Annotated in this window: 19 protein-coding genes and 1 pseudogene; 13 read left to right on the top strand and 7 right to left on the bottom strand. The window is 64.3% G+C overall.

The annotated features are described in order from the left end of the window. Window positions 1-172: 172 nt before the first annotated feature. The 6 genes from ACRQ5J_RS13690 to ACRQ5J_RS13715 are packed head-to-tail and all read left to right on the top strand — an operon-like array spanning window position 173 to window position 7,112. Window positions 173-919, top strand: coding sequence for a creatininase family protein (locus ACRQ5J_RS13690; protein ID WP_432377467.1), 747 nt, complete (start codon window positions 173-175; stop codon window positions 917-919). Further along, a complete protein-coding gene (locus ACRQ5J_RS13695; RefSeq protein WP_432377468.1) occupies window positions 916-2,142 on the top strand; it encodes a YncE family protein in 1,227 nt (408 codons plus the stop codon). Before ACRQ5J_RS13690 ends, ACRQ5J_RS13695 begins: the two co-directional genes overlap by 4 nt. A 2-nt stretch (window positions 2,143-2,144) precedes the next feature. Then, window positions 2,145-3,311 (top strand): cystathionine beta-lyase, encoded by a 1,167-nt coding sequence (locus tag ACRQ5J_RS13700; RefSeq protein ID WP_432377469.1) that lies wholly within the window; start codon window positions 2,145-2,147, stop codon window positions 3,309-3,311. Then, window positions 3,311-4,369 (top strand): histidinol-phosphate transaminase, encoded by a 1,059-nt coding sequence (hisC, locus tag ACRQ5J_RS13705; RefSeq protein ID WP_432377470.1) that lies wholly within the window; start codon window positions 3,311-3,313, stop codon window positions 4,367-4,369. Before ACRQ5J_RS13700 ends, hisC begins: the two co-directional genes overlap by 1 nt. A gap of 47 nt (window positions 4,370-4,416) precedes the next feature. After that, window positions 4,417-5,649, top strand: coding sequence for a putative DNA modification/repair radical SAM protein (locus ACRQ5J_RS13710; protein ID WP_432377471.1), 1,233 nt, complete (start codon window positions 4,417-4,419; stop codon window positions 5,647-5,649). Beyond that, window positions 5,646-7,112: a UdgX family uracil-DNA binding protein gene (locus tag ACRQ5J_RS13715; RefSeq protein ID WP_432383650.1), complete on the top strand. Its 1,467-nt coding sequence runs from the start codon at window positions 5,646-5,648 to the stop codon at window positions 7,110-7,112. The genes ACRQ5J_RS13710 and ACRQ5J_RS13715 overlap by 4 nt, the downstream gene beginning before the upstream one ends. On the opposite strand, the gene ACRQ5J_RS13720 is transcribed toward ACRQ5J_RS13715, so the two are convergent. Together ACRQ5J_RS13720 and ACRQ5J_RS13725 are read right to left on the bottom strand one after the other, a co-directional pair. After that, window positions 7,084-7,446, bottom strand: coding sequence for a DUF4870 family protein (locus tag ACRQ5J_RS13720; RefSeq protein ID WP_432377472.1), 363 nt, complete (start codon window positions 7,444-7,446; stop codon window positions 7,084-7,086). The genes ACRQ5J_RS13715 and ACRQ5J_RS13720 overlap by 29 nt on opposite strands. Before the next feature lie 33 nt (window positions 7,447-7,479). Beyond that, window positions 7,480-8,379: an alpha/beta hydrolase family protein gene (locus ACRQ5J_RS13725; RefSeq protein ID WP_432377473.1), complete on the bottom strand. Its 900-nt coding sequence runs from the start codon at window positions 8,377-8,379 to the stop codon at window positions 7,480-7,482. A 55-nt stretch (window positions 8,380-8,434) separates the two neighbouring features. Here ACRQ5J_RS13725 and ACRQ5J_RS13730 point away from each other — a divergent pair, with 55 nt between their 5' ends. The 3 genes and pseudogenes from ACRQ5J_RS13730 (at window position 8,435) to ACRQ5J_RS13740 (ending at window position 9,928) form a co-directional block, all read left to right on the top strand. After that, window positions 8,435-8,920 (top strand): low molecular weight protein-tyrosine-phosphatase, encoded by a 486-nt coding sequence (locus ACRQ5J_RS13730; protein WP_432377474.1) that lies wholly within the window; start codon window positions 8,435-8,437, stop codon window positions 8,918-8,920. A gap of 160 nt (window positions 8,921-9,080) precedes the next feature. Next, window positions 9,081-9,364, top strand: a pseudogene (locus ACRQ5J_RS13735) (GAF domain-containing protein); the annotation flags it as partial. A 51-nt stretch (window positions 9,365-9,415) separates the two neighbouring features. Continuing rightward, complete coding sequence (locus tag ACRQ5J_RS13740) at window positions 9,416-9,928, top strand: GGDEF domain-containing protein (RefSeq protein WP_432383651.1); 513 nt, start codon at window positions 9,416-9,418, stop codon at window positions 9,926-9,928. On the opposite strand, the gene serB is transcribed toward ACRQ5J_RS13740, so the two are convergent. The 3 genes from serB to ACRQ5J_RS13755 are packed head-to-tail and all read right to left on the bottom strand — an operon-like array spanning window position 9,925 to window position 15,230. Further along, a complete protein-coding gene (serB, locus tag ACRQ5J_RS13745) occupies window positions 9,925-10,767 on the bottom strand; it encodes a phosphoserine phosphatase SerB (RefSeq protein WP_432377475.1) in 843 nt (280 codons plus the stop codon). The genes ACRQ5J_RS13740 and serB overlap by 4 nt on opposite strands. Before the next feature lie 58 nt (window positions 10,768-10,825). Then, complete coding sequence (gene mfd / locus ACRQ5J_RS13750; RefSeq protein ID WP_432377476.1) at window positions 10,826-14,275, bottom strand: transcription-repair coupling factor; 3,450 nt, start codon at window positions 14,273-14,275, stop codon at window positions 10,826-10,828. A 22-nt stretch (window positions 14,276-14,297) separates the two neighbouring features. After that, window positions 14,298-15,230 carry a 5'-nucleotidase gene (locus tag ACRQ5J_RS13755; RefSeq protein WP_432377477.1) on the bottom strand — a complete coding sequence of 311 codons (933 nt, stop codon included), beginning with the start codon at window positions 15,228-15,230 and terminating at the stop codon, window positions 14,298-14,300. Window positions 15,231-15,423: 193 nt separating this feature from the next. Between ACRQ5J_RS13755 and ACRQ5J_RS13760 the strand changes: the two genes are divergently transcribed. From ACRQ5J_RS13760 to ACRQ5J_RS13770, 3 genes are all read left to right on the top strand, one after another. Beyond that, complete coding sequence (locus ACRQ5J_RS13760; RefSeq protein WP_432377478.1) at window positions 15,424-17,175, top strand: methyl-accepting chemotaxis protein; 1,752 nt, start codon at window positions 15,424-15,426, stop codon at window positions 17,173-17,175. A gap of 152 nt (window positions 17,176-17,327) precedes the next feature. Beyond that, window positions 17,328-17,687: a hypothetical protein gene (locus ACRQ5J_RS13765; RefSeq protein WP_432377479.1), complete on the top strand. Its 360-nt coding sequence runs from the start codon at window positions 17,328-17,330 to the stop codon at window positions 17,685-17,687. Between the two features lie 78 nt (window positions 17,688-17,765). Next, entirely contained in the window at window positions 17,766-18,440 is a 675-nt protein-coding gene (locus ACRQ5J_RS13770) for a TetR/AcrR family transcriptional regulator (protein ID WP_432377480.1), read from the top strand. Here the strand turns inward: ACRQ5J_RS13770 and ACRQ5J_RS13775 are convergent. Beyond that, window positions 18,437-20,794 carry a penicillin-binding protein 1A gene (locus ACRQ5J_RS13775; RefSeq protein WP_432383652.1) on the bottom strand — a complete coding sequence of 786 codons (2,358 nt, stop codon included), beginning with the start codon at window positions 20,792-20,794 and terminating at the stop codon, window positions 18,437-18,439. The two genes, ACRQ5J_RS13770 and ACRQ5J_RS13775, sit on opposite strands and share 4 nt — an antisense overlap. Window positions 20,795-20,947: 153 nt before the next feature. Between ACRQ5J_RS13775 and glpD the strand changes: the two genes are divergently transcribed. Then, window positions 20,948-22,480 carry a glycerol-3-phosphate dehydrogenase gene (glpD, locus tag ACRQ5J_RS13780; protein ID WP_432377481.1) on the top strand — a complete coding sequence of 511 codons (1,533 nt, stop codon included), beginning with the start codon at window positions 20,948-20,950 and terminating at the stop codon, window positions 22,478-22,480. A gap of 127 nt (window positions 22,481-22,607) precedes the next feature. On the opposite strand, the gene ACRQ5J_RS13785 is transcribed toward glpD, so the two are convergent. Next, complete coding sequence (locus ACRQ5J_RS13785; RefSeq protein ID WP_432377482.1) at window positions 22,608-24,110, bottom strand: peptide MFS transporter; 1,503 nt, start codon at window positions 24,108-24,110, stop codon at window positions 22,608-22,610. Window positions 24,111-24,223: the final 113 nt, after the last annotated feature.

Genomic DNA, 24,223 nt, shown 5'->3' on the forward strand with positions numbered 1-24,223 from the left:
CAGCCATTCGTCTACTATAATAAAGGCGGGCCTGCGTTTTACGCGGTTCGCCTTTTTTACGACTGAAGCTTATGCGTGATTTGAAATTCCCGGTGGCTCTCGCTGTTTGCTTGCTGGTTGGCGCGCTGGCGCGCCCGTGGCTGCGGCGGAGGTCCCGGTCATGCTGGAAGAAATGACCAGCACTGAACTGCGCGCCCGGATTGACGCCGGCGCCACCACCGCCATTATCCCGATCGGCGGCACCGAGCAAAGCGGCCCGTATATCGCCTTAGGCAAGCACAATGTCCGCGCCAATGTGCTGGCGCGCATGATCGCGCAAAAGCTGGGCAACGCCGTCGTCGCGCCGGTGGTGACTTATGTCCCGGAAGGCAGCATCACGCCGCCGGCCGGCCACATGAAGTTTGCCGGCACGCTGTCCATTCCCGAATCCACGTTTGAAGATTTGCTGGCCGGCGCCGCGCAGAGCCTGCGCCAGCACGGCTTCCGCCACATCGTCTTCATCGGCGACCATGGCGGCTACCAGAAGAGCGAAACCCGCGTCGCTGAACGGCTGAACAAGGCCTGGGCCAAGGATGGCAAGGCGCGCGCACTGGCGCTGCTGGCGTATTACGACGTGACGCAGGAACCGTTCATCGCCGATCTTCAAAAGCGCGGCTACAGCAAGGCCGAAATCGGCCTGCATGCCGGGCTGGCCGACGCCGCGCTGATGCTGGCTACCGATAAATCCCTGGTGCGCAGCGAAGCGCTGGCCCAAGGCCCGTCGCCGACGGCGGCGCAGGGCGTGCGCGGCGACGCGCGCCGCGCCACGGCGGAACTGGGCCGGCTTGGCGTGCAGCGCATCGTCGACACCTCGGTCGCGGCGATTTCCGATTTTGCGGCGCATGGCGCGCCATCCACCACTAGTAAAGCACCCAAATGAAAACTAATCGTATCGTCTACGCGGCGCTGGCCGCCGTTGGTCTGATTGGCGCCGGCAGCCTGCTGGCTGTAACGAATATGCGGCCGGCGCAAGCCGCCGCGCCGGCCGCCGCCGCCCCGGTCAACGTCTACGCCGGCATCGGTCCCGCACATCTCAGCCCTGTCACCAAGGACCACCTGCCGCGCGTGTATGTGCCCAACCTGCGCTCCAACGATGTCTACGTGATCGATCCGGACACGCTCAAAGTGGTGGACAAGTTCAAGGTCGGCGTCGGCCCGCAGCACGTGGTGCCGGGATACGACCTGCAGTCGCTGTGGGTGGCGAACAACGCCGAGCGCACCAACAAGGGCAGCCTGACGCCGATCGATCCGCGCACCGGCAAGCCGGGCGTCCAGATTCCGGTCGACGATCCATACAATATGTACTATTCGCCGGACGGCAAGTCCGCCATCGTGGTGGCCGAAGCCTTGCACCGCCTGGACTTCCGCGATCCGAAGACCATGCAGCTGCAATATGCGATCGACGTGCCGGAGTGCGGCGGGATCAATCACGCCGACTTTTCGCCTGACGGCCGCTACGCCATGTTCACCTGCGAATTCGCCGGCTCGGTGGCGCGCATCAACCTGGCCACGCGCAAGGTCGAGGGCTACCTGAAGCTGTCGATGCCGACCACGCGCTTCTCGGAGAAAGATCCGATCGACCAGTTGCTTGCCAATGAGGTGTGCAGCAAGAAGAAGGGCATGCCGCAGGATATCCGCGTTTCGCCGGACGGCAAGCGTTACTACATCGCCGACATGGACGCCGACGGCGTGCACGTGGTCGACGCGGCCTCGTTCACCAAGGTCGGCTTCATTCCGACCGGCGTCGGAGCGCACGGCCTGTATCCTAGCCGCGACGGCACCAAGCTGTATGTCGCCAACCGCGGCACGCACAATATTCACGGCAAGCGCAAAGGCAAGGGCCGCGTCACGGTGATCGACTTCGCCACCGAAAAAGTGGTGTCGCAGTGGCCTATCCCTGGCGGCGGCAGCCCGGACATGGGCAACGTCAGCGCGGACGGCAAGTACCTGTGGCTGTCCGGCCGCTTCGACGATGTGGTGTACCGCATCGACACCGCCAACGGCGATGTCAAACAGGTCAAGGTCGGCCAGGAGCCGCACGGCCTGACCGTGTGGCCGCAGCCGGGCCGCTACTCGCTGGGCCACACCGGCAATATGCGCTGATCATGGCCGTGCAAAAATCTCCGCAGACGGCGCTGATCCACTCGGATTACAAGGCGCCGGAGGGATTCGACGCTTTTCCCGGCGCGATCCATCATGCATCCACGGTGCTGTTCAAGAACGTGGCGGCCATGCGCTCGGGCGACTGGAAAGACAAGAGCGCCTATACCTACGGGCTGCATGGAACGCCGACCACGTTCACGCTGGAGGCGCGGCTGGCGGAGATTGAAGACGGCAGGCATTGCCTGCTGGCGCCAAGCGGCCTGGCGGCCATCGCCATGGTCGATTTCGCGCTGCTGAAATCCGGCGACGATGTGCTGTTGCCGGATAACGTCTACACGCCGAACCGTGAACTGGGACGCTGGCTGAACGCCGATTTCGGCATCACCGCGCGCTACTACGATCCCTCGCTTGGCGAGGGCATCGCTGCACTGATCCAGCCGAATACGAAGCTGATCTGGGTTGAGTCGCCGGGGTCGGTGTCGATGGAGGTGCCGGACCTGCCGGCCATTTGCAAGGCGGCACACGAACGCGGCGTGCTGGTGGCGCTGGACAACACCTGGTCGGCCGGCATGGCGCTGCGCGGCTTCGATCTGGGGGCGGACATCATCATGCAGGCGCTGACCAAGTATCAGTCCGGCGGCTCCGATGTGCTGATGGGCGCCGTGATTACGCGCGACCGCGCGCTGTACGAGCGTCTCAGCCTGGCGCATATGCGGCTGGGCATGGGCGTGGGCGCGGACGATGCCTATCTGGTGTCGCGCGGCCTGCCGACGATGCGCTTGCGCTTCGATGCGCACGACGCGGCGGCGCGCCAGCTGGCGGCATGGCTGCAAGCGCGCCCCGAGATCAGCCGCGTGCTGCACCCGGCGTTCGCCGATTGCCCCGGCCATGACATCTGGAAGCGCGACTTTACCGGCGCCGGCGGCCTGTTCTCGGTGATTTTCGATGAACGCTATACGGAGGCGCAGACCGACCGCTTTGTCGATGCGCTCAAGCTGTTCAAGATCGGCTATAGCTGGGGCGGGGCGCACAGCCTGGTCATGCCGTACCGCATACAGCACATGCGCCAGAGCTGGCAGGAGAAGGGCATACTGGTGCGCTTCAACGTCGGCCTGGAAGACGTGCAGGATTTAATCGCCGATATCGAGCGAGCATTTGGGGAAATGTAATGAGCAAGTTCTGGAGCAAAGTCGTACATGGCCTCACGCCGTACACGCCGGGCGAACAGGTGCAGATGCCTGGCCTGGTCAAGCTGAATACCAACGAAAACCCCTACGGTCCGTCGCCCAGGGCGATCGCCGCGATGCATGAAGCAGCCGGCGATGGCCTGCGCAAGTATTCCGATCCGTCCAATGCGGCGCTGAAGGACGCGGTGGCGCGCCGCTTCGGCCTGACGCGCGGGCAGGTCTTTGTCGGCAACAGCTCGGATGAGGTGCTGGCGCATACCTTCCACGCTTTGCTGAAGCATGATTTGCCGCTGCTGGCGCCGGACATCAGCTACAGCTTCTATCCAACGTATTGCAGCCTGTATGGCATCGACTGCGTGCAAGTGCCGCTGAACGAGCGCTTCGAGATCGACATCGCCGGCTACGAGCAGCCGTGCGGTGCGATCATCCTCGCCAATCCGAACGCGCCGACCGGCATCGCCTTGACGCTGGCGCAGATCGAGGCGCTGGTAAAAGCGCATCCGCAGCAGGTGGTGGTGATTGACGAGGCCTACGTGGACTTCGGCGCGCAAAGCGCTGCGGCGTTGCTGGACCGTTACGACAATCTGCTGGTGATCCAGACGCTGTCCAAATCGCGCTCGCTGGCTGGCCTGCGGGTCGGCTTTGCGGTCGGCCATCCAGACCTGATCGCGGGCCTTGAGCGTGTGAAGAACAGCTTCAATTGCTATCCGCTCGGCCAGGTGCAGCAGGCCGGCGCCGTGGCGGCGCTGGACGACGTGGCTTACACCGAGCAGACCTCGCAAGCCATCATCGCCAGCCGGGCGTGGCTGTCGGCGCAGATGCAGGCGCTGGGCTTCGAGGTGCTGCCGTCGCATGCCAACTTCATTTTCACCCGTCATCCGCAGCGCGACGGCGCGCAGCTGGCGAAGGCGCTGCGCGAGCGGGCCATCCTGGTTCGTCATTTCACCGCGCCGCGTATCGACCAGTTCCTGCGCATCTCGATCGGCACCGATCAGGAATGCAGCAAGCTGGTTGACGCACTAAAAGCGATCCTGTCCTGAACAAACTCTGATATACTGTATGTGCATACAGTATATCGGGGCTTGCGATGGAATTAACGGATAAGCTGGAAATCCTGGCCGACGCGGCCAAATATGACGCCTCCTGCGCCAGCAGCAGGGCGCCCAAGCGCCACTCCATCGGCAAGGATGGATTCGGCGCCACCACCGGCATGGGCATCTGCCATAGCTATACGCCGGATGGCCGCTGCGTATCGCTGCTGAAGATCCTGCTGACCAATTACTGCCTGTACGATTGCCAGTATTGCGTGAACCGGCGCACATCGAACGTGCCGCGCGCGCGCTTCGCGGTAGAGGAGGTGGTCAAGCTGACCACCGATTTTTACCTCCGCAATTACATCGACGGGCTGTTTCTTAGCTCGGGCATCATCCAGTCCGCCGATTACACGATGGAGCAGCTGGTGCAGGTGGCGCGACAACTGCGCGAGGTGCACCAGTTCCGCGGCTATATCCATCTGAAGACCATCCCCGATGCCGATCCGGCGTTGATCGCGGCGGCGGGGCGCTATGCCGACCGCCTCAGCGTCAATATCGAGTTGCCGACGCAGGACAGCGTGCAAAAGCTGGCGCCCGAGAAGAACGTCCACACGATCAAGCTGGCGATGGGCTCCATCCGCCGCAAGCTCGATGAAAAAGCCGGGGAGCCGAAGGCGCCGCGCTTTGCGCCTGCGGGGCAGAGCACGCAGATGATCGTGGGCGCGGACGCGAGCGACGATCAGCAGATACTTTCTACCGCGCAGACGCTGTACGGCAGCTATAAGCTCAAGCGCGTGTATTACTCGGCTTTCAGCCCGATTCCGCAAAGCCCGAAAAGCGTGCCTTTGGCGCCGCCGCCGATGTTGCGCGAGCATCGGCTGTACCAGGCGGATTTCCTGATGCGCGGCTACGGCTTTCAGGCGCAGGAGCTGCTGCCCGACAGCGGCGGCAACCTGGCGCTGGATATCGACCCCAAGCTGGCGTGGGCATTGCAGCACCGCGAGCATTTTCCATTGGACCTGAATCGTGCGGAACCGCACATGATTGCGCGCGTGCCTGGCATAGGATTGCGTAATGCGCAGCGCATCGTCGAGCTGCGGCGTTTGCGGCAGGTGCGCTATGCGGACCTGTCGCGGCTGAGGTGCAGCATGAAAAAGATTTCGCCGTTCATCATCACCGCGGATTACTTCCCCGCGCGGGACGCCAGTCCGTCCGAGCATTTGCGCCGGGCGATGGCCGATGCGCCGCGCCAGATGAGCCTGTGGCCGGAGTTGCAGGCGGCATGATGCGCAAGGTGGTGCGCTCGTTCGACGAGTGGCGCGACGCGGCGCGCGCATTGATCGCGCAAGGCGTGGCGCCGGAATACGTGGAATGGGCCGCCAGCGAGGACGATGGCGATCTGTTTTCCGCCACCGGCACGTCAGCCGGCACATCAGCCGGCGCTCAGCCGGCGGTGCAGCCTGCGCATGATGGCGGCGCGGCCCCGGCGAAGGAACTGCGCCTGCCGCGTGAACTGATGGAGATGCTGGCCAGCGCCGCATGCTTCAGCGCCGCCGACCGCTGGGCTTTCCTGTACAAGGTAATCTGGCGCTGGCAACTGGGCGAGCGCGATGTGATATCGGCCGCCGATGCGGACGGCGCCCGGCTGTACGCCATGGTCAAAGCAGTCCGCCGCGAGGAGCACGACATGCATGCCTATGTACGATTCCGCGAACGCAAGGAGGAAGATGGCGCGCCGCGCTTCGTCGCCTGGTTCGAGCCTACGCATGAGGTGTTGCCGCAAGTGGCGCGCCATTTCGCCCGCCGCATGGGCAATGCCACCTGGATGATCGCCACGCCCGGCGCCGCCGTGCTGTGGGACGGCGAGCATCTGCACGACGCGCCGGCGCTGATGCGCAGCGCCGCCGATATCGAAGACGTCGGCGAGGCGCTGTGGCTCACCTATTACCGCAGCATCTTCAATCCGGCCCGCCTCAACGCGGACCTGTTGCGCAGCCATATTCCATCGCGCTTCTGGAAGAATCTGCCGGAAGGCGCCATCGTGCCGGCCATGATTAGCAGCGCCGCCAATGGCGAGCGCCGCACCGGCCAGACCGGCGCCGTGGGCCGGCGCGGCGGCGCCACCACCATCGCCGTCACGGCCGAACGCGCGCAACCGCGGCGCGAGCAGCCGGCCACGCTGGACCAGTGCCGCCGCTGCGAACTATGGCGCAACGCCACCCAGGCCGTGCCGGGCGTCGGGCCGGACAAGGCGCGCATCATGCTGGTCGGCGAGCAGCCGGGCGACCAGGAGGATTTGCAAGGGCTGCCGTTTGTCGGCCCGGCAGGCGCGGTGCTCGACCGCGCGCTGGCCGAGGCGGGCGTCGAACGCGATCAGGTGTACCTGACCAACGCTGTGAAGCACTTCAAATGGGAGCTGCGCGGCAAGCGCCGCCTGCACAAGACGCCGGCGCAGCGCGAGGTGGCGGCATGCCATGTATGGCTGGAGGAGGAACTGGCGCGGGTGCGGCCGGAGGTGGTGGTGGCGCTGGGCGCGACGGCGTTGAAATCGGTGCTGAGGGACGGCAGCGCGACGATGAGTTCTGTGATGGATGCGCCGTTCGTGCACGAAGGGCGCTGGGTGGTGGCCGTCTATCATCCGTCCTTTGTGTTGCGGGCGCGCGATGAAGACAGCCGGCAGCAAGCCTACGAGGTGATCGTCGCAGGCTTGCGCCATGCCCTTACACTGGGGCCGGTTCGTTCCGGTTGATGCGCGTGATGCCGATGATCAGGCGGTAGGCCTTCCACAGCCAGGCGCCGATCCAGATCAGCCAGGCGATCGGAATGCCGATGAAGGTCATGAAGAACACCGCGCCAACCACTACCCACACCACATACCACCAGAAGGAACGGATCATCCAGGTATGGTGGCTGTGAATGAAGCTGCCCTCGGTGCTGGGCCGTTGCAGATAGTTGAGTATCAGCGGAATGATCGAAAATGCGCCCAGCGAGAACACAAAGCTGACCGCATGAATCACATACAGCCACCACGCGGTGGTTTTGGCCGATTCCAGGCGGCCGTCCAGTACCAATTGTTGGGACATGATCTCTCCTTCAGTTGTTTGTAACAAGTATAGCTAGGCGGTGCCCGGCGTGGCGCACAGTGTCCGCTTGAGAAACCCGGTCACGTCGGCAAAGAATTCCGCCTGGATCGACTCGCGGTCGAAGCCTTCCGGGTCTTGCGACGGCTTGAAGTTCGGCCGCGTCATCTCGGGCGGGAACTTGCTCATGAAGGCGAAGTGGCCGGCGCCCGCAATGTCCTTGTGCTCGACCAGCGCCGGCCGGGCCACACCCTCGATGATCTTGTGCGCGTGTTCGATCGGCGTGATGTCGTCCTTTTCGCCGGTGCGCAGCAGTATCGGTAGGTCCACCGGCCGCAAGGAGCCGGCGATGAACCAGAACGTGGCGGGATTCAGCAGCACCAGCGATTTGATGCGCGGGTCGGGCGTGACCGTCACCGGCTCGGGCTGCGCGCTGGAGTTTTTGCGCTCGTACGGTCCGCTCCAGGCGATGCCGCCGGCCGCCGCCAGTGCCGTGTAGCCGCCGATGGAGTGGCCGATGACGGCGACGCCATCGCGCGCAATGTGCGGCGCCAGCGTTGCGTCGGCCAGCGCCGCGTCGATCACCAGCGTGAGGTGGCGCGGGCGGTTGGCCAGGTTGGCGGCGGTGCCGGCCAGTGTATTGTCCAGCCGCGTGTTGCCGGTATGGGCGGGCAGGGCGACCACGAAGCCCGACAGGGCAAGGTGTTTGGCCAGCTCGCGGTAGGCCCACGGCGTGCCGGAGTGGCCGTGCGAGACCACCACCAATGGATAGGCGCCGTCAGCCGGCGGCGCCTCCAGCGCCACGTCCAGCGAGTAGGGGCCGAAGTGTTCGGGCTTTTCCGCGCCGCTGGCGGGATAGAGGAAGGCCGTCGGCACCTGCGCGCCCTGTATTGCGTCGTCAATCTCCATCAGGCGGCAGCCGCAACTCGATGTCATTCCCACTCCTTCAACGGTAAAATGCAAGCGTGTTGATTATATAAGGAGTTTGGCCATGGCCAAGCCGGTATCGGTGCTGTTTGTCTGCATGGGGAATATCTGCCGTTCGCCGACGGCGGAGGGGGTGTTCCGGCATCGCGTTGCGGCGGCGGGCCTGGCGCAGCGCTTCCATGTCGATTCCGCCGGCACGCATGGCTATCACGTCGGCGAGCCGCCCGACGCGCGTTCGATGGAGTTTGCCGCCAGGCGGGGCTACGACCTGTCCGCGCAGCGCTCGCGCAAAGTCAGCGCGCAGGATTTCGAGGACTTCGACCACCTGCTGGCGATGGATCACGATAACCTGAAGTTGCTGCAAGCCGCCTGTCCGCCGCAGCATCGCCACAAGCTGAGGTTGATGATGGCGCACGCCACCCGCAGCGCCTCAGAGGTGGTGCCGGACCCATATTACGGCGGCGGCAAGGGCTTCGATCTGGTGCTCGACTATATCGAGGACGCGACAGATGGTTTAATCGCTACGCTCGGAGGCAAAAAGTTAGGGTAGTATTATGAAACGACTAAGCCCATGCGCATAGGAGACTACCTTGACAGAGCCCGGCATCCCCCGGAATGAGGCACTCCGGCTAGCAACGTTGAAGTCCCTGAATGTCCTCGATTCCCCCGCAGAGGAGCGCTTCGACCGCGTTACCCGCATGGCCAGGCGCATGTTCCGCGTGCCGATCGCGCTGGTCAGCATCGTGGATGAAGACCGCCAATGGTTCAAGTCCGCGCAGGGGCTGGACGCCTGCCAGACGCCGCGCAACGTCTCCTTCTGCGGTCACGCCATCCTGGGGGACGACATTTTCCTGATCCCCGACACGCTGCGGGATGGACGCTTCGCCGACAACCCGCTGGTAACCGGCCCCCGAATGTCCGTTTCTATGCCGGCTGTCCGCTGCGGGCGCCGAACGGCGTCAAGGTCGGCACGCTATGCATCATCGACAACGTTCCGCGCGAGTTCGACCAGGACGACGCCGCGGCCCTGCGCGACCTCGCCTCGATGGTGGAGGATGAACTGAGCGCCTTCCAGACCTCCACCACCGATGACCTGACGCGCATTTCCAACCGGCGCGGCTTCCTGCAACTGGCGCAATACGGGCTGAATTTCTGTATCCGTAACAACCAGCCGGCGGCGCTGGCGTTCATCGACCTCGATCGTTTCAAGCCGATCAACGACCAGTTCGGGCATGCGGAAGGCGATATCGCGCTGGCGGCGTTCGCGGAGGTGATGCAGGCCAGCTTCCGCAGCACGGATTTGTTTGCGCGGCTCGGCGGCGATGAGTTTGTGGTGCTGCTGACCGGCGCCGGCAAGAGCGACGCCGAGAGCGTGCTGCAAAAATTCGGCAAGCTGCTTGCCGACTACAACTCCCGCGCCGCGCGCGGCTATCACCTGGAGTTTTCCGCCGGCGTGGTGGAATTCAATCCGGCGGCGCCGCAGGGCGTCGATGAATTACTGGCCGCCGGCGATGCGCAAATGTACGCGATCAAGGCGGCCAAGAAGCAGCGGCATTAGGTCAGCAGCGGCAGGATGCCATCGAGGCCGACGAAGTTGAGCGCCACGTTGGCCTGCTCGCGCACTACCGGCTTGGCGCGGAAGGCCACCGACATGCCCGAGATGCTCATCATTTTCAGGTCGTTGGCGCCGTCGCCCATGACAATCGCCTGCGACGGCGAAATGCCCAGTTCTTCGCACACGCGTTCCACCGTGCGTTTCTTCTCTTCCGCGTCGACGATGCCGCCCACCACCTTGCCGGTCAGCTTGCCGCCGACGATTTCCAGCTCATTGGCGTTGGTGTAGTCCAGGCCCAGGCGCTTTTTCAGGCGCTCGGTGAAGAAGGTGAAGCCGCCCGACACCAGCAACGTTTTCAGGCCGGCCGCCTGCACCGCCTTCAGCATGGTTTCCGCGCCCGGCGACAGTTGCAGGCGCTCGTCGTACACGCGTTCCAGCGCCGACGCGTCCAGGCCTTCCAGCAGCGCCACGCGGCGCTTCAGGCTTTCGGCAAAATCCAGCTCGCCGCGCATGGCCGCCTCGGTGATTTCCGCCACCTGCGGCTTCAGGCCCTGCATATCGGCGATTTCGTCGATGCATTCGATGGTGATCAGCGTCGAATCCATGTCCATGGCCACCAGCTTGTAGTCGCTCATCTTGTGCAGGCCGATGGAGTAGGTGGTGTCCAGCTGCGCCGCCTGTGCCGCCACCTCGATGGTCTGGCTCAAGGCGGTCGAAAAGGCGATGCCCTCGCAGCGCACCGCGCTGTCGCCCAGCCAGGTCAGGTTGGCCGATGCGGTCAGCGCGGCGATGCGTTCAAGGCGCGCCTTGCAATTGCCGACGCCCTGCAGTACGAGGTTCATGGCGGTTTTTGCGTTAGTCATGTGCGTAGATAGTAGTTAAAGTATTGGTTCTGCCGTCTCAGGTCAGTTGCTTGATGGCGGCCTTGATCTGCGCTACGCGCGCGGTCAGGTCCGGCATGGCGGCGGTGATCTTCAGCTTGTCCTGCCCATTCAGCTTGATCTGGCGATTCTTCTGGATCAGCTCAATGATGCGCATCGGATCGATCGGCGGCTTCGGCATGAATTGCAGGTTGGCCGCTTCCGTGTGGGCGTCGATCTTGATGATGCCGACCGTCTTGGCGGCGATGCGCAGGCGGTGCGTTTCGATCAGCGCCTTGACGGCGTCCGGCAGCTTGCCGAAGCGGTCGATCAGCTCTTCCTGCATGTCGTCGATCTTGCCCTGCGTGTCGCAGTTGGCCATGCGCTTGTAGATCGACAGGCGTTCGTGCACATCGCCGCAGAAGTCGGCCGGCAGCAGCGCCGGCACGTGCAGGTTGATCTCGGTGGTGGTGGCCAGCGGCGCAGCCAGGTCCGGCTCCTTGCCGGCCTTGAGCGAGCGCACCGCCTCGTTCAGCATGTCCGAATACAGCTGGAAGCCGATTTCGGTCATCTCGCCGGACTGGCTGTCGCCCAGGACTTCGCCGGCGCCGCGGATTTCCAGGTCGTGCATGGCGAGGTAGAAGCCCGAACCCAGTTCCTCCATCTGCTGGATGGCGTCCAGGCGACGTTGCGCCTGCTTGGTCAGCGACTGCACGTCGTGCACCAGCAAGTAGGCATAGGCCTGGTGGTGCGAACGGCCGACGCGGCCGCGCAGCTGGTGCAGCTGCGCCAGGCCGAATTTGTCGGCACGGTGCATGATGATGGTGTTCGCGGTCGGCACGTCGATGCCGGTTTCGATGATCGTGGTGCACAGCAGGATGTTGTAGCGCTGCGAGACGAAGTCGCGCATCACTTTTTCCAGGTCGCGCTCGTGCATCTGGCCGTGGGCGACGGCGATGCGCGCTTCCGGCAGCAGTTCGGTCAGCATCGCCAGGCGGTTCTGGATGGTTTCCACTTCGTTGTGCAGGAAGTAGACCTGGCCGCCGCGCTTCAGCTCACGCAGGCACGCTTCGCGGATGATCGATTCGCCTTCACTGCGCACGAAGGTCTTGATGGCCAGGCGCTTTTGCGGCGCGGTGGCGATCACCGAGAAGTCGCGCAGGCCTTCCAGCGCCATGCCCAGCGTGCGCGGGATCGGCGTGGCGGTCAGCGTCAGCACGTCCACTTCGGCGCGCAGCGATTTCAGGGCTTCCTTCTGGCGCACGCCGAAACGGTGCTCCTCGTCGATGATGACCAGCCCAAGCCGCGTGAACTTGACGTCTTCCGACAGCAGCTTGTGGGTGCCGATGATGATGTCCAGCGTGCCGTCGGCCATGCCCTTGATCGCCTGGGCGATCTCTTTGCCGGTGCGGAAGCGCGACATTTCGGCGATGCGCACCGGCCAGTCGGCAAAGCGGTCGGCGAAGGTTTGCGCATGCTGTTCGGCCAGCAGCGTGGTCGGCGCGAGGATCGCCACCTGCTTGCCGCCCATGACGGCGATGAAGGCGGCGCGCAGCGCCACTTCGGTCTTGCCGAAGCCAACGTCGCCGCACACCAGCCGGTCCATCGGCTTACCGGAGGTCATGTCCTTGATGACGTTGTTGATGGCTTCCTGCTGGTCCGGCGTTTCATCGAAGCCGAAGCTGTCGGCGAAACGTTCATAGTCGTGCGCCGAGTATTCGAACGAGTGGCCCTGGCGCAGCGCGCGGCGGGCGTAGAGGTTGAGCAGTTCGGCGGCGGTGTCGCGCACCTGTTCGGCGGCCTTGCGCTTGGCTTTCTCCCATTGGCCCGAACCCAGCGTGTGCAACGGCGCGTCGTCCGGCGAGGCGCCTGAGTAGCGCGAGATCACGTGCAGCTGCGACACCGGCACATACAGCTTGGTCTCTTTCGCGTATTCCAGGTGCAGGAATTCGGCGTCGCCTTCGCCCAGATCCATCGTGGTCAGGCCCATGTAACGACCGATGCCGTGGTTGATGTGCACCACCGGATCGCCGATTTTCAGTTCCGACAGGTCGCGCACCATCGATTCGACCTGCGTGACGGCTTCCTGCTTCTTCTTGCCGACGCGGCGGCCGGAACCCGCATACAGCTCGGTTTCGGTGATGAAGATCAGCCGTTCCTTGCCGGCCGCCAGCTCGAAGCCGGCGTGCAGCGGCGCCACGCCCAGCGCCAGTTTGGCGTCCGAGTCGACGAAACCGTCGAAGCCTTCCACCGGCGCCAGCGCCAGGTCGTACTCGTTGAAGTACTGTTGCAGCGTTTCGCGGCGGCCGTTCGATTCGGCGCAGATCATCACGCGGCTGCCGGACTGCATCAGGTAGGCGCGCAGATTGGTCAGCGGATCGTCCAGGTGGCGATTGACGGCGATGTCCGGCACCGGCGCCGACAGCTCGGAAGCGCCGGCGTCCGGGTTGTGGCGGATGGCGACCTGCGGATAGGGCTTGGCCAGCACGAAGAACTGTTCGTCCGACAGGAACAGGTCTTCCGGCGCCATGATCGGGCGCTCGCGGTCGGCCTTGAGGAAACGGTAGCGCGAGTTGGTGTCGGTCCAGAAGCGCTTGATCGCCGCTTCGATGTCGCCGACGGTGGCCACCACCGCGCCCGCAGGCAGGTAGTTGAACAGCGTGGCCGTCTCGTCGAAGAACAGCGGCAGGTAGTATTCGATGCCGGCCGAGGCGATGCCGGAGCTCATGTCCTTGTAGATCACGGCGCGCGACGGGTCGCCCTCGAAATGTTCGCGCCAGCGGCTGCGGAAGGCGGTGCGCGCCGCTTCGTCCATCGGGAATTCGCGGCCCGGCAGCAAGCGCACCTGCTTGACCGGGTACAGCGAGCGCTGGGTGTCGGCGTCGAAGGTGCGGATGGTTTCGATGGTGTCGCCGAACAGGTCGAGACGGTAAGGCAGCGCGGAACCCATCGGGAACAGGTCGATCAAGCCGCCGCGCACCGAGTATTCGCCGGGCGACATCACCTGCGTCACGTGGGTATAGCCGGCCAGCGTCAGTTGCGACTTCAGCGCCGCCTCGTCCAGCGATTCGCCCTGCTGGAAGAAGAAGGTGTAGGCGGCCAGGAAGGACGGCGGCGCCATGCGTACCAGCGCGGTGGTGGCCGGCACCAGCATCACGTCGCACTGGCCGCTGGAGATTTCGTGCAGCGTTGCCAGGCGCTCGGACACCAGGTCCTGGTGCGGCGAGAAGGCGTCGTAGGGCAGCGTTTCCCAGTCCGGCAGCAGGTGGCAGCGCAGCTGCGCGCCGCCGAACCAGGGGATTTCGTCCAGCAGGCGCTGGGCGTCGCTGGCACTGGCGACGACCACCGCCAGCATCTGGCCGCGGGATTTAAGTTCAAGCGCGATTTGCGCCAGGGCGTAGGCGTCCGCAGAGCCGTGCAACGCGGGCAGGGCAAAGCGGTTACCGGGTTTTGGAATGGCTTTGGTTAAGGCTGACGACACAACATACATTCAACAGTTATCCAGACCCTTATTATACCAAGCGGTTGGCAATGCCGAAGGGGATGTGCACCATTGGAATGTTCCCCGCCGGCGAGCGCAAATGGCTGAGCTGGTCGTCGAAGAATAGATGCGGCTTGAAGATGCTGAGCACCCGCGCTTTTTCCATGCCGCCCAGGAAAAACGTCTCGTTGGCCGACACGCCCCAGCTTTTCAGCGTGGTCACCACGCGCTCGTGCGCCGGCGCGCTGCGGGCGGTAATGATGGCGATGCGCAGGATTTTCTTGTAGCCGGCGTCGGCGCGCTGGGCGTCTTCCTCCATCTGCTGCATCAGCGACAGCTTGCGGAACAGGTCGGCCAGCGGGCCGGGCTGGTGCGGGATGGCGACGCGCGCGGTTTCGTGGGCGTGGAATTCGTCGACGTTGTTGTTGCGCTTGAAGACCGTTTCGGATTCGTCGTCGGCGATCACGCCGTCAAAGTCGAAGGCGATGCGCAGTTCGCCGTCGGCCTCATCGTCCTCGGTGCGCGAGGGCAGCACCAGGCCGGCCGGGTGGTTGGCGTCCAGCGCGCGCCGCACGTCCTCTTCATTGGCTGATAAAAACAACGACGTGTTGAAGGCCGGCAAGTAGCGGTACGGCGATTCGCCGGTCAGGAAGCAGGCGCGCGAGATGTCCAGGCCGTAGTGGGCGATCGAGTTCATCACCCGCAGGCCGGTTTCCGGGGAGTTGCGCGAGAACAGCACCACTTCCACCGGCGCCGTGTCCGGGTGCCGCTTGTTGATGCTGAGGAAGCGGCGGATGAAGGGGAAGGCGACGCCCTTGTCGAGGATGGCGTCGATCTGCTGCTCCTGGTAGCTGCGATAGGCCTCCTGGCCGCCTTCCAGGTAGACCTGGTGCGAGGCGGTGAGGTCAAACAGGGCGCTGGAGGCGATGCCGATCACCAGCTTGTGTTCAATAGGATAGGGCATGAGCGTGTGCTTGGTCTGCGATGACCGTTACTGTAACCGATACCAGTCTTGATAATGTTGCTGTCTAGCCACTGTGCGCGGCGCGCCACACCCGGCGCAAATCTGATTGACGCAGCCGTTGCCGGGGCCGCATATTGGTTAAGAGGAACAATTTTCACCAATTCTAACCACTCGGCCACTTCGGGAGCAGGCGATGTTCAACAATCTTCTCATCAAGTGGAAGCTGGCGACCCTGGTTGCCATCATGATGCTGGCGCTGCTGGTGGTCGGCTCGGCCGGCTATCGCGGCATCGCCAAGGTGGGCGATTCGGTCAACGAAATCGGCGTAGTGCGGCTGCCGTCGATCCAGGGCTTGCTGGCGATGAGCGAAGGCCAGACCGCGGTGGCGGCGGCCAACCTGTTTGCCGGCACCTACGCCAACGACAGCAAGGCGCAGGCGCGTTTCAGCGAAGCGCTGGAGATGCGCAAGAAGGCCTGGGCCAATATCGAACGCGGCTGGAAGCGCTACGAGCCGCTGCCGCAAACGGCCGAAGAGGCGCTGCTGTGGAAGCAGTTCACCGGCGAGTGGGCCGAATGGAAGGCGGCCGACGAGAAGATCGGCGCCACCATCGGCGCGATGGCCGGCAATACCGACGAGCAGAAGCAAAAGGAGCTGCAGGCCGCCTTCCACCAGCAGTACAACCAGTCGCGCCCGCTGTTCCAGAAGGCCGAGGCGACGCTGATGAAGATCGAACGCCTGAACGAGGGCATTTCCGAGGAGAGCGTCAAGGCCGGCACGGCGGCGGTCAACAGCGCCGAGTGGGCGATGGTGACGGCGGCGGTGATCGCCGCGCTGGTGGCCATCGGCTGCGCGATGTATATCGCGGCGGCGATCACCAACCCGATCAACGAGGCGGTGCGGGTGGCGCAGACGGTGGCGTCGGGCGACCTGACCAGCCGCATCGAGGTGCAGACCCGCGAGGAGACCGGCCAGCTGCTGGGGGCGCTGAAGAATATGAACGATAGCCTGATCCGCATCGTCGGCCAGGTGCGCAGCGGGACTGACACCATCGCGACGGCGTCGTCGCAGATCGCCAGCGGCAATCTGGACCTGTCGCAGCGCACCGAGGAGCAGGCCAGCTCGCTGGAAGAGACGGCTTCGTCGATGGAAGAGCTGACCTCGACCGTGCGGCAGAACGCCGACAACGCGCGCCAGGCCAATACGCTGGCGGCCTCGGCCTCCGGCGTGGCGCAGCGCGGCGGCGATGTGGTGGCGCGCGTGGTGGAAACCATGGATTCGATCAACGCCTCCTCGGCCAAGATTGTCGATATTATCTCGGTGATCGACGGCATCGCGTTCCAGACCAATATCCTGGCGCTGAACGCGGCGGTGGAGGCGGCCCGCGCCGGCGAGCAGGGCCGCGGTTTCGCCGTGGTGGCCGGCGAGGTGCGCACGCTGGCGCAGCGCTCGGCGGCGGCGGCCAGGGAAATCAAGGGGCTGATCGGCGACTCGGTGGAGAAGGTCAGCGCCGGCAGCAAGCTGGTGGAGGAGGCCGGCACCACGATGGGCGAGATCGTCAACAGCGTGCAGCGCGTCACCGATATCATGGGCGAGATCAGCATGGCCACGCAGGAGCAGAGCAGCGGCATCGATCAGATCAATATGGCGGTCGGGCAGATGGATACGGTGACGCAGCAGAACGCGGCGCTGGTGGAGCAGGCCGCAGCGGCGGCCGCCTCGCTGCAGGAGCAGGCGGCGGGGCTGGCGGAAGTGGTCAGCGTGTTCCGCATCGACGAAGGCGCGGCGCCGCGCGCGCAGCCGGTCGCCGCGCGCAAGACGGCCAGCGCGCCGACGCCGGCACTGAAGGCCGCCGCGCCGCGTCCGGCCCTGAAGGCGGCGCCAGCCAGGGCGGCGCCGGCGCGCAAGATGGCTGCGGCCTCGTCCGACGACTGGGAAGAGTTCTGACCAACAATAAAGTAAGCCACTATCTGGCGCAGCAGCAAGCTGAAGGCAGCCCTCCGTGGCTGCCTTTTTTCGTTTGATGTAGATCAAAGGTGGCTTGCCGTGCGGTGGTAGGTTGGTAGCTCATCGATAGTAGTCTGAAAAGGAGAGCGATCATGCCGGGCACTAATGAAAGCCAACGCGTTGCCAGCGAATCCCGCAATGTCTACGATGTCCGCGGCGAGATGCGCCTGAACTCAATCGAAACGCGGGTCACCGCGGTGGAGGTGGATATGGCCGTTACCCAAGCTAACTGTTCTACCAAGGACGACATGCAATCGCTGCGCGCGGAAATGCACAGCGGCCATGATCGTATCATCCGCACGCTGTACGAGCACAAGCTGGAGTTTCAGGAAACGCTGGCCAGGCAGCGCGACGATCTGAACAAGGGCATGATGGCCCATATGTGGAAGCTGTACGGCTTCGCGTCCCTGATGCTGGGCGGCGTGTATTTCATCGCACGTTACGTCAACTGATTGCCAGCCCTGACCGCGCAGGTGGCCGGCAAGCGCCTGCGCTATAATCGTAATCAAAAACCAACTACAGGGACAACCTTGCCGGCACATTTCGATTTCCAACAATTTCAGGCGATGACGCCGCTCGATGGCGTCAACATCTGGGCCTATCTGCTCGACCGCTATGCCGACCGCATCACGGTCAAGCGCCGCAAGCCGGCGCTGGAGAACCTGGAGAAAATCTTCAACGCCACCTTCAAGCTGGCCAACGAGGTCGGCTTCCGCGCCATGAACCTGCGCGACCTGTGCGGCGAAACCGGGCTGTCGATGGGCGGGCTGTACGGCTACATCAGCAGCAAGGACCAGCTGGCCGAGATGATCGAGGACGTGGTGCGCCACGCCACGCACGAGGTGCCGACGATGTTCAGCGATGTCAGCGACCCGCTGGACCGGCTGGAGGCGCTGATACGCGCCTCGATCTATGTCTCGGAAATTCTGCAGCCGTGGTTCTATTTCGTCTTCATGGACTCGCGCGTCTTGCAGGCCGAGCAGCGTGGCACGGCCAAGGAATCGGAACTGCACGTGCAGTCGCTGTTTGCCGACGTGATCGCGCAAGTGCCGTCGCTGCGCGGCAGCCCGGACCTGATCGCCGCCCACATCCTCGCCACTTTCCAGGACTGGTACGTGAAGCGCTGGAAATACCGCGCCGCCGACATCGGCCCCGACCGCTTCGCCGACAGCGCCGTGCGCATGATGCGCGGCTACCTGGCCTAGCGCCCCGGCCCGGTCGGCACCGGCTTGATGTTTTCAGCGTTCGGCGTAATAGCCGGGGCCGGCGCCGGGCTGGCCGGCGCGGCCGGCGTCAGCGGCTGGCCGGGCGCCACGTTCTCGGCGCCCGCCGGTTCGGTGTCGAAGTCCAGCGGCGGATGCGCGGTATCGCCGGTGAATTCGTCGTACAGCCATTCGCCGTCCACCTGCGTCAGTCCGGCCGGCACCATGCGGTCGCGCGCCGGCCGTCCTTGCAGGGCCACCTTCATGTAGTCGATCCAGATTGGCAGCGCCACGCTGGAGCCGAACTCCTTGCCGCCCAGCGAGCGCGAATCGTCATAGCCCATCCACGATACCGCGACGATGCCGCCGCCGTAACCGGCGAACCAGCCGTCCACCGCGTCGCTGGAGGTGCCGGTCTTGCCGGCGATGTCCGAGCGGCCGAGGCGGGCGGCGGCGGCGCCGGTGCCGGTGCGGGTCACCTGGCGCATCATGCTGTCGGTGACGAAGGCGTTGCGCGGGTCGATCACGCGGGCCTCGTCCGGCAGCGTCTCGCGCGGCTTGACCTCGGAAATGATCTTGCCGTCGCCATCGACGATTTTGGCGATCAGGTAAGGCTCGACCGAGTAGCCGCCGTTGGCGAACACCGAGTAGGCGCCGGCCAGCTGCGCCGGCGTGACCGAGCCGGTGCCCAGCGCCATGGTCAGGTTCTTCGGATGCTTGGCCAGGTCGAAGCCGAACTTGCCCAGGTAGCCGTGCGCATACGGCACGCCGATGGCGCGCAGGATGCGCACCGAGGCCACGTTCTTCGATTCCGACAGCGCCGTGCGCATGGTGATCGGGCCGTCGAACTTGCCGTCGTCATTCTTCGGCGACCAGGCTTCGTTGCCGGTTTCGGCCCCGCTCAGGTTCAGCGGCACGTCGTTGATCAGCGTCAGCGGCGAGAAGCCGCGTTCCAGCGAGGCCGAGTACACGAAAGGCTTGATCGACGAACCCGGCTGGCGCCACGCCTGCGTCACGTGGTTGAACTTTTGCAGGTTGAAGTCGAAGCCGCCGACCATGGCGTGGTAGCCGCCGGTTACCGCGTCGATCGACACGAAGGCTGCCGCCACCTGCGGCACCTGGGTGATGCTCCATGCGCCCTTATCGTTCTGCATGATCCGGATCACCGCGCCGGGGCGCAGGCGCACGGCTTCCTTGGCCTTGTCGGTCAGCGCGCTGGCAGCCAGGCGCAGGCCGTCGCCGCTGATGGAAATCTCTTCGCCGGCCGGATTCTGCACTTTCACCGATTTCGGGCTGGCCGACAGCACCACGGCCGGAATCAGGCCGTCGCTGCTTGGGCGTTTCTGGATTGCGTCCTCGATGGCGTCGTCGCGCTCTTCCTCGCTGTCCGGCAGCGTGATAAACGCTTCCGGGCCGCGATAGCCGTGGCGCTGGTCATAATTGAGCACATTGCGGCGCGTCGATTCGTAGGCGGCCTTTTGGTCGGCCTTCAGTATCGTGGTGTAGACGCTGATGCCGCGCGTGTACGATTCTTCCTTGAACTGCGCGTAAACCGTCTGGCGCGCCAGCTCGGCCACGTATTCGGCGTGGACGTCGAAATCCTGGCCCTTGCGGCTGATGTGCAGGGTTTCGTGCGAGGCTTTCTGGAACTGTTCTTCGGTGATGATGGCCTGGTCGCGCATCATGCGCAGCACGATTTGCTGGCGCTGCTTGGCGCGCTTCGGATTGGATATCGGGTTGTGGCGCGCCGGATTCTGCGGCAGGCCGGCCAGCATGGCCATCTCGGCCACATCCAGCTCCTTGATCGATTTGCCGAAATAAGTCTGCGCGGCGCTGCCGAAGCCGAACGAGCGCTGGCCCAGGTAGATCTGGTTCATGTACAGCTCAAGAATCTGCTCCTTGTTGAGCGCAGCCTCGATTTTCAGGGCCAGCATCAGCTCCTGCAGCTTGCGGCCGATGACTTTCTCGCGCGTCAGGTAGAAATTGCGCGCGACCTGCATGGTGATGGTCGAGCCGCCCTGGCGGAACGAGCCGCCGAGGTTGGAGCGCACCGCGCCCAGCATGCGCAGCCAGTCGATGCCGTTGTGTTCATAGAAACGCTTGTCCTCGATCGACAGCAGCGCCTTCTTCATCATTTCCGGCATGTCCTTCACCGCGATGAAGTCGCGGTGCTCCTCGCCGAATTCACCGATCAGGGCGTTATCGGCGGTGTAGACGCGCAGCGGGATTTTCGGGCGGTAGTCGGTGACCGCCTCCAGCGACGGCAGGTTCGGCGCCACATATAGCAGCATGTAGGCGAGCAGCAGGCCGCCGGCGACGAGGCCGGCCAGGCCGGCGCCCATGGCGGCACGGATCATGTTGCGACGGTTCAGCCACGCGGGCAGTTGGGTGTTGGAAGTTGCCAAAGCATCATCTCTAGGTAGCGGGAGTATGGGCGATTATAGATCATGGCTATTGTTACTTAGCGTCACTTGTCGTAACGTACAGGTATACAGCTCCAAAGGGACCACATGGCGGAACCGCAGCACATACTCGATTGCGACGTACTGATCATCGGCGGCGGCATCAATGGCGCCGGCATCGCTCGCGACGCGGCCGGCCGCGGCCTGTCGGTGGTGCTGTGCGAAAAGGACGACCTGGCGTCGCACACCTCGTCCGCCTCCACCAAGCTGATCCACGGCGGCCTGCGCTATCTGGAGTATTACGAATTCAACCTGGTGCGCAAGGCGCTGATCGAGCGCGAGGTGCTGCTGCGCGCCGCGCCGCACATCATGTGGCCGCTGCGCTTTGTGATGCCGCACGCGTCCGGCCAGCGTCCGGCGCTGCTGATCCGCGCCGGGCTGTTCCTGTATGACATGCTGGCGCGGCGCGAGCTGTTGCCGGCCTCGTCCGGAGTCAACCTGCGCTGCCACGCGGCGGGGCGGCCGCTGAAGCCGGAATTTACGCGCGGTTTCGTGTATTCCGACGGCTGGGTCGATGACGCGCGGCTGGTGGTGCTGAACGCCATCGACGCCGGCGAGAAGGGCGCCACCATCCTGACGCAGGCGGTGTGCCAGAAGCTGGAGCGCAAGGCCGCCGATTGGGAGGCCACGCTGTTCAAGCCGAGCTGCGGCCAGATCCGCGTCAACGCCCGCTATGTGGTCAATGCTGCCGGGCCATGGACGGCGGATTTGCTGCACGCGGCGCTGCCGAAGGAGGGCGGCGGCCATCTGCGGCTGATCAAGGGCAGCCATATCGTGGTCAGGCGCATTTTCGAGCACGACCATGCGTATATCTTCCAGCACCGCGATGGGCGGATTGTGTTTGCCATTCCGTATGAACATGAGTTCACGCTGATCGGCACCACCGACCTCGATTACCACGGCGACGCCAACCAGGTTGCCATCAGCGAAGACGAGATCGCTTACCTGTGCCAGTTGGCCAGCCAGTACTTCACCCAGCCGATAGTACCGGCCGATGTGGTGTGGACGTATTCCGGCGTGCGGCCGCTGGTGGAGGATGGCGCCGCCGCCAAGGCGGTCACGCGCGATTACCGTTTGGAAGTGGATAGCGAGGGGCCGCCGATGCTGAGCGTTTTCGGCGGCAAGATCACCACGTTCCGCAAGCTGGCGGAAGAGGCGGTCGATCATATCGCCAGGGCGCTGGACAATCGCCACGGCGCCTGGACGCATAACGCCTGCCTGCCCGGCGGCGACCTGTTCGGCGCCGAGCCGCAGAATCGCTCGGTGAAGGAATTCGATGCCTGGGTGCGCGCGCAGCAGAACCGCTACCCGTGGCTGCCGGCGCCGCTGGCGGCGCGCTACTGCCGCGCCTACGGCACGCGCATCCACACGCTGCTCAGCGGCAGCAGCGGCCTGGACGATCTGGGCGTGGAAATCCTGCCCGGCCTGTACGCGGCGGAAGTCGAATATCAGCGGCGCTACGAGTGGGCGCGTACCGCGCAAGACATCCTCTGGCGCCGCACCAAGCTGGGCCTGCACCTGCCGGCCGGCGCCGCCGCGCACCTGCAAGCCTGGCTTGACGCTCATCCGCTGAGTAAATGAAAACGGCGCCCGCAGGCGCCGTTTCTCCGTCGTTCCCGCGCAGGCGGGAACCTATGCTGTGGGTGTAATTACGCGTCCTATGGACCGCAGCGGCGGACCGTCCCGCCTGCGCGGGAATGACGTGGCGTTACTTCACACCGTGCATCAGTTTCTGAATCAGCGGCGCAACCAGGAACAGCAGCGCGCCGGCGCCGATCAGCGACCAGAAGCCGAAGGTGTAGCCATGCAGCGCCGACGACAGCGACATGCCGCTCTCACCCGACACCCACGACGCAAAGATACCCGACAGGTTGTTGCCGATACCGGTCGACAGGAACCAGCCGCCCATGCCCAGGCCGACCAGGCGGGTCGGCGCCAGCTTGGTCACCATCGACAGGCCGATCGGCGACAGGCACAGCTCACCGATCGATTGCAGCACGTAGACCATGAACAGGGTCCAGAACGGGATCTTGTTGTTGGCGTCAACCAGGCTCGACAGTGCGAACATCAGCAGCAGGAAGGCGCTGCCGTTGAAGATCAGGCCCAGGCCGAACTTGCGTGGAATCGACGGGTTGAAACGGCCCATGGCCACCCAGACAAACGCGATGATCGGCGCGAAGGTGATGATGGCCAGCGAGTTAACGGTCTGGAACCACGCAACCGGGAAGATCCAGTTGAACATTTCGCGGTCAACGATTTTCTCGGCCAGGAACGTAAACGAGCTGCCCGCCTGTTCGAAGAAGCACCAGAAAGTAATGTTAAAGAAGAAGATCACCAGCATGGCGATGGTCTTGTCGCGCGCCACCTTGCCGTTCTTGATGCCTTCGACCAGCAGCATGACCGCCAGCACGATGAACAGGATGGTCAGCAGCACTTGCAGGTTCTTGGCGCCGGTGGCCAGCAGCAGGTACACCACCGGAATCACGCACAGCGAACCCAGCACCACGTACAGCAGGCGTTTCGGATCGGCCGTTTGCGCATCGGGCGCGCCGATGCCTTTCAGCTGGGCGCGGCCGATGAAGAACCATACCAGGCTGATCAGCATGCCGATGCCCGACGAGATGAACACCACTTTATAGGCCGGCATGCCGCCGGTGCCGAAGATGGCGCTCGCCAGCCACTCGGTCAGGACCGGCGCCAGCATCGCGCCCGAGTTGATGCCCATGTAGAAAATGGTGAAGCCGGAATCGCGGCGCGGGTCGAGCGTGGTGTACAGCTTGCCGACCATGGTCGAGATGTTGGGCTTGAACATGCCGTTGCCGACGATGATCGTCGCCAGGCCGAACTTGAAGATGGTTTCGTTCGGCAGCGCGATCATGAACAGGCCGGCCGCCATGAAGGCGGCGCCAACCAGGATGGAGCGCTGGTAGCCCAGCACGCGGTCGGCCACATAACCGCCGAACAGCGCCGCCGCGTACACCAGCGCCAGGTAGGAACCGTACACCAGGTTGGCGGACGACTCGCCGGCCGCGTCGCCATTGTAGAACTGTGCCACCACGTAGAGCACCAGCGCCCAACGTATGCCGTAGAACGCGAAGCGCTCCCAGAACTCGGTCATGAACAACATCCACAGCGGGGCGGGGTGCCCCATGATCTGCTTGAACTCCGGAATAGCGGCTTCCGTGTGGGTGGTGTGGGTCGCACCGCTCATGCGGCTCCTCCTGTTTTAATGGTCTAAAGGACTGGCTTCCCTTGTGGGGCCGCCAAATTGGGCGCCATTTTAATCTACAAATCGCCGCTGACGGACATTTTGATAGCTGCACT

The sequence above is a fragment of the Duganella sp. P38 genome (genome assembly GCF_050859475.1).
Taxonomy (GTDB): Bacteria; Pseudomonadota; Gammaproteobacteria; order Burkholderiales; family Burkholderiaceae_D; genus Rugamonas.

What these genes read in the sequence shown, in the direction of transcription:
- ACRQ5J_RS13690 (WP_432377467.1), top strand. Translation starts at nt 173, where the DNA reads ATGACCAGCACTGAACTGCGCGCCCGGATTGACGCCGGCGCCACCACC.
- ACRQ5J_RS13695 (WP_432377468.1), top strand. Translation starts at nt 916, where the DNA reads ATGAAAACTAATCGTATCGTCTACGCGGCGCTGGCCGCCGTTGGTCTG.
- ACRQ5J_RS13700 (WP_432377469.1), top strand. Translation starts at nt 2,145, where the DNA reads ATGGCCGTGCAAAAATCTCCGCAGACGGCGCTGATCCACTCGGATTAC.
- hisC (WP_432377470.1), top strand. Translation starts at nt 3,311, where the DNA reads ATGAGCAAGTTCTGGAGCAAAGTCGTACATGGCCTCACGCCGTACACG.
- ACRQ5J_RS13710 (WP_432377471.1), top strand. Translation starts at nt 4,417, where the DNA reads ATGGAATTAACGGATAAGCTGGAAATCCTGGCCGACGCGGCCAAATAT.
- ACRQ5J_RS13715 (WP_432383650.1), top strand. Translation starts at nt 5,646, where the DNA reads ATGATGCGCAAGGTGGTGCGCTCGTTCGACGAGTGGCGCGACGCGGCG.
- ACRQ5J_RS13720 (WP_432377472.1), bottom strand. Translation starts at nt 7,446, where the DNA reads ATGTCCCAACAATTGGTACTGGACGGCCGCCTGGAATCGGCCAAAACC.
- ACRQ5J_RS13725 (WP_432377473.1), bottom strand. Translation starts at nt 8,379, where the DNA reads ATGACATCGAGTTGCGGCTGCCGCCTGATGGAGATTGACGACGCAATA.
- ACRQ5J_RS13730 (WP_432377474.1), top strand. Translation starts at nt 8,435, where the DNA reads ATGGCCAAGCCGGTATCGGTGCTGTTTGTCTGCATGGGGAATATCTGC.
- ACRQ5J_RS13740 (WP_432383651.1), top strand. Translation starts at nt 9,416, where the DNA reads ATGGTGGAGGATGAACTGAGCGCCTTCCAGACCTCCACCACCGATGAC.
- serB (WP_432377475.1), bottom strand. Translation starts at nt 10,767, where the DNA reads ATGAACCTCGTACTGCAGGGCGTCGGCAATTGCAAGGCGCGCCTTGAA.
- mfd (WP_432377476.1), bottom strand. Translation starts at nt 14,275, where the DNA reads ATGTATGTTGTGTCGTCAGCCTTAACCAAAGCCATTCCAAAACCCGGT.
- ACRQ5J_RS13755 (WP_432377477.1), bottom strand. Translation starts at nt 15,230, where the DNA reads ATGCCCTATCCTATTGAACACAAGCTGGTGATCGGCATCGCCTCCAGC.
- ACRQ5J_RS13760 (WP_432377478.1), top strand. Translation starts at nt 15,424, where the DNA reads ATGTTCAACAATCTTCTCATCAAGTGGAAGCTGGCGACCCTGGTTGCC.
- ACRQ5J_RS13765 (WP_432377479.1), top strand. Translation starts at nt 17,328, where the DNA reads ATGCCGGGCACTAATGAAAGCCAACGCGTTGCCAGCGAATCCCGCAAT.
- ACRQ5J_RS13775 (WP_432383652.1), bottom strand. Translation starts at nt 20,794, where the DNA reads ATGATCCGTGCCGCCATGGGCGCCGGCCTGGCCGGCCTCGTCGCCGGC.
- glpD (WP_432377481.1), top strand. Translation starts at nt 20,948, where the DNA reads ATGGCGGAACCGCAGCACATACTCGATTGCGACGTACTGATCATCGGC.
- ACRQ5J_RS13785 (WP_432377482.1), bottom strand. Translation starts at nt 24,110, where the DNA reads ATGAGCGGTGCGACCCACACCACCCACACGGAAGCCGCTATTCCGGAG.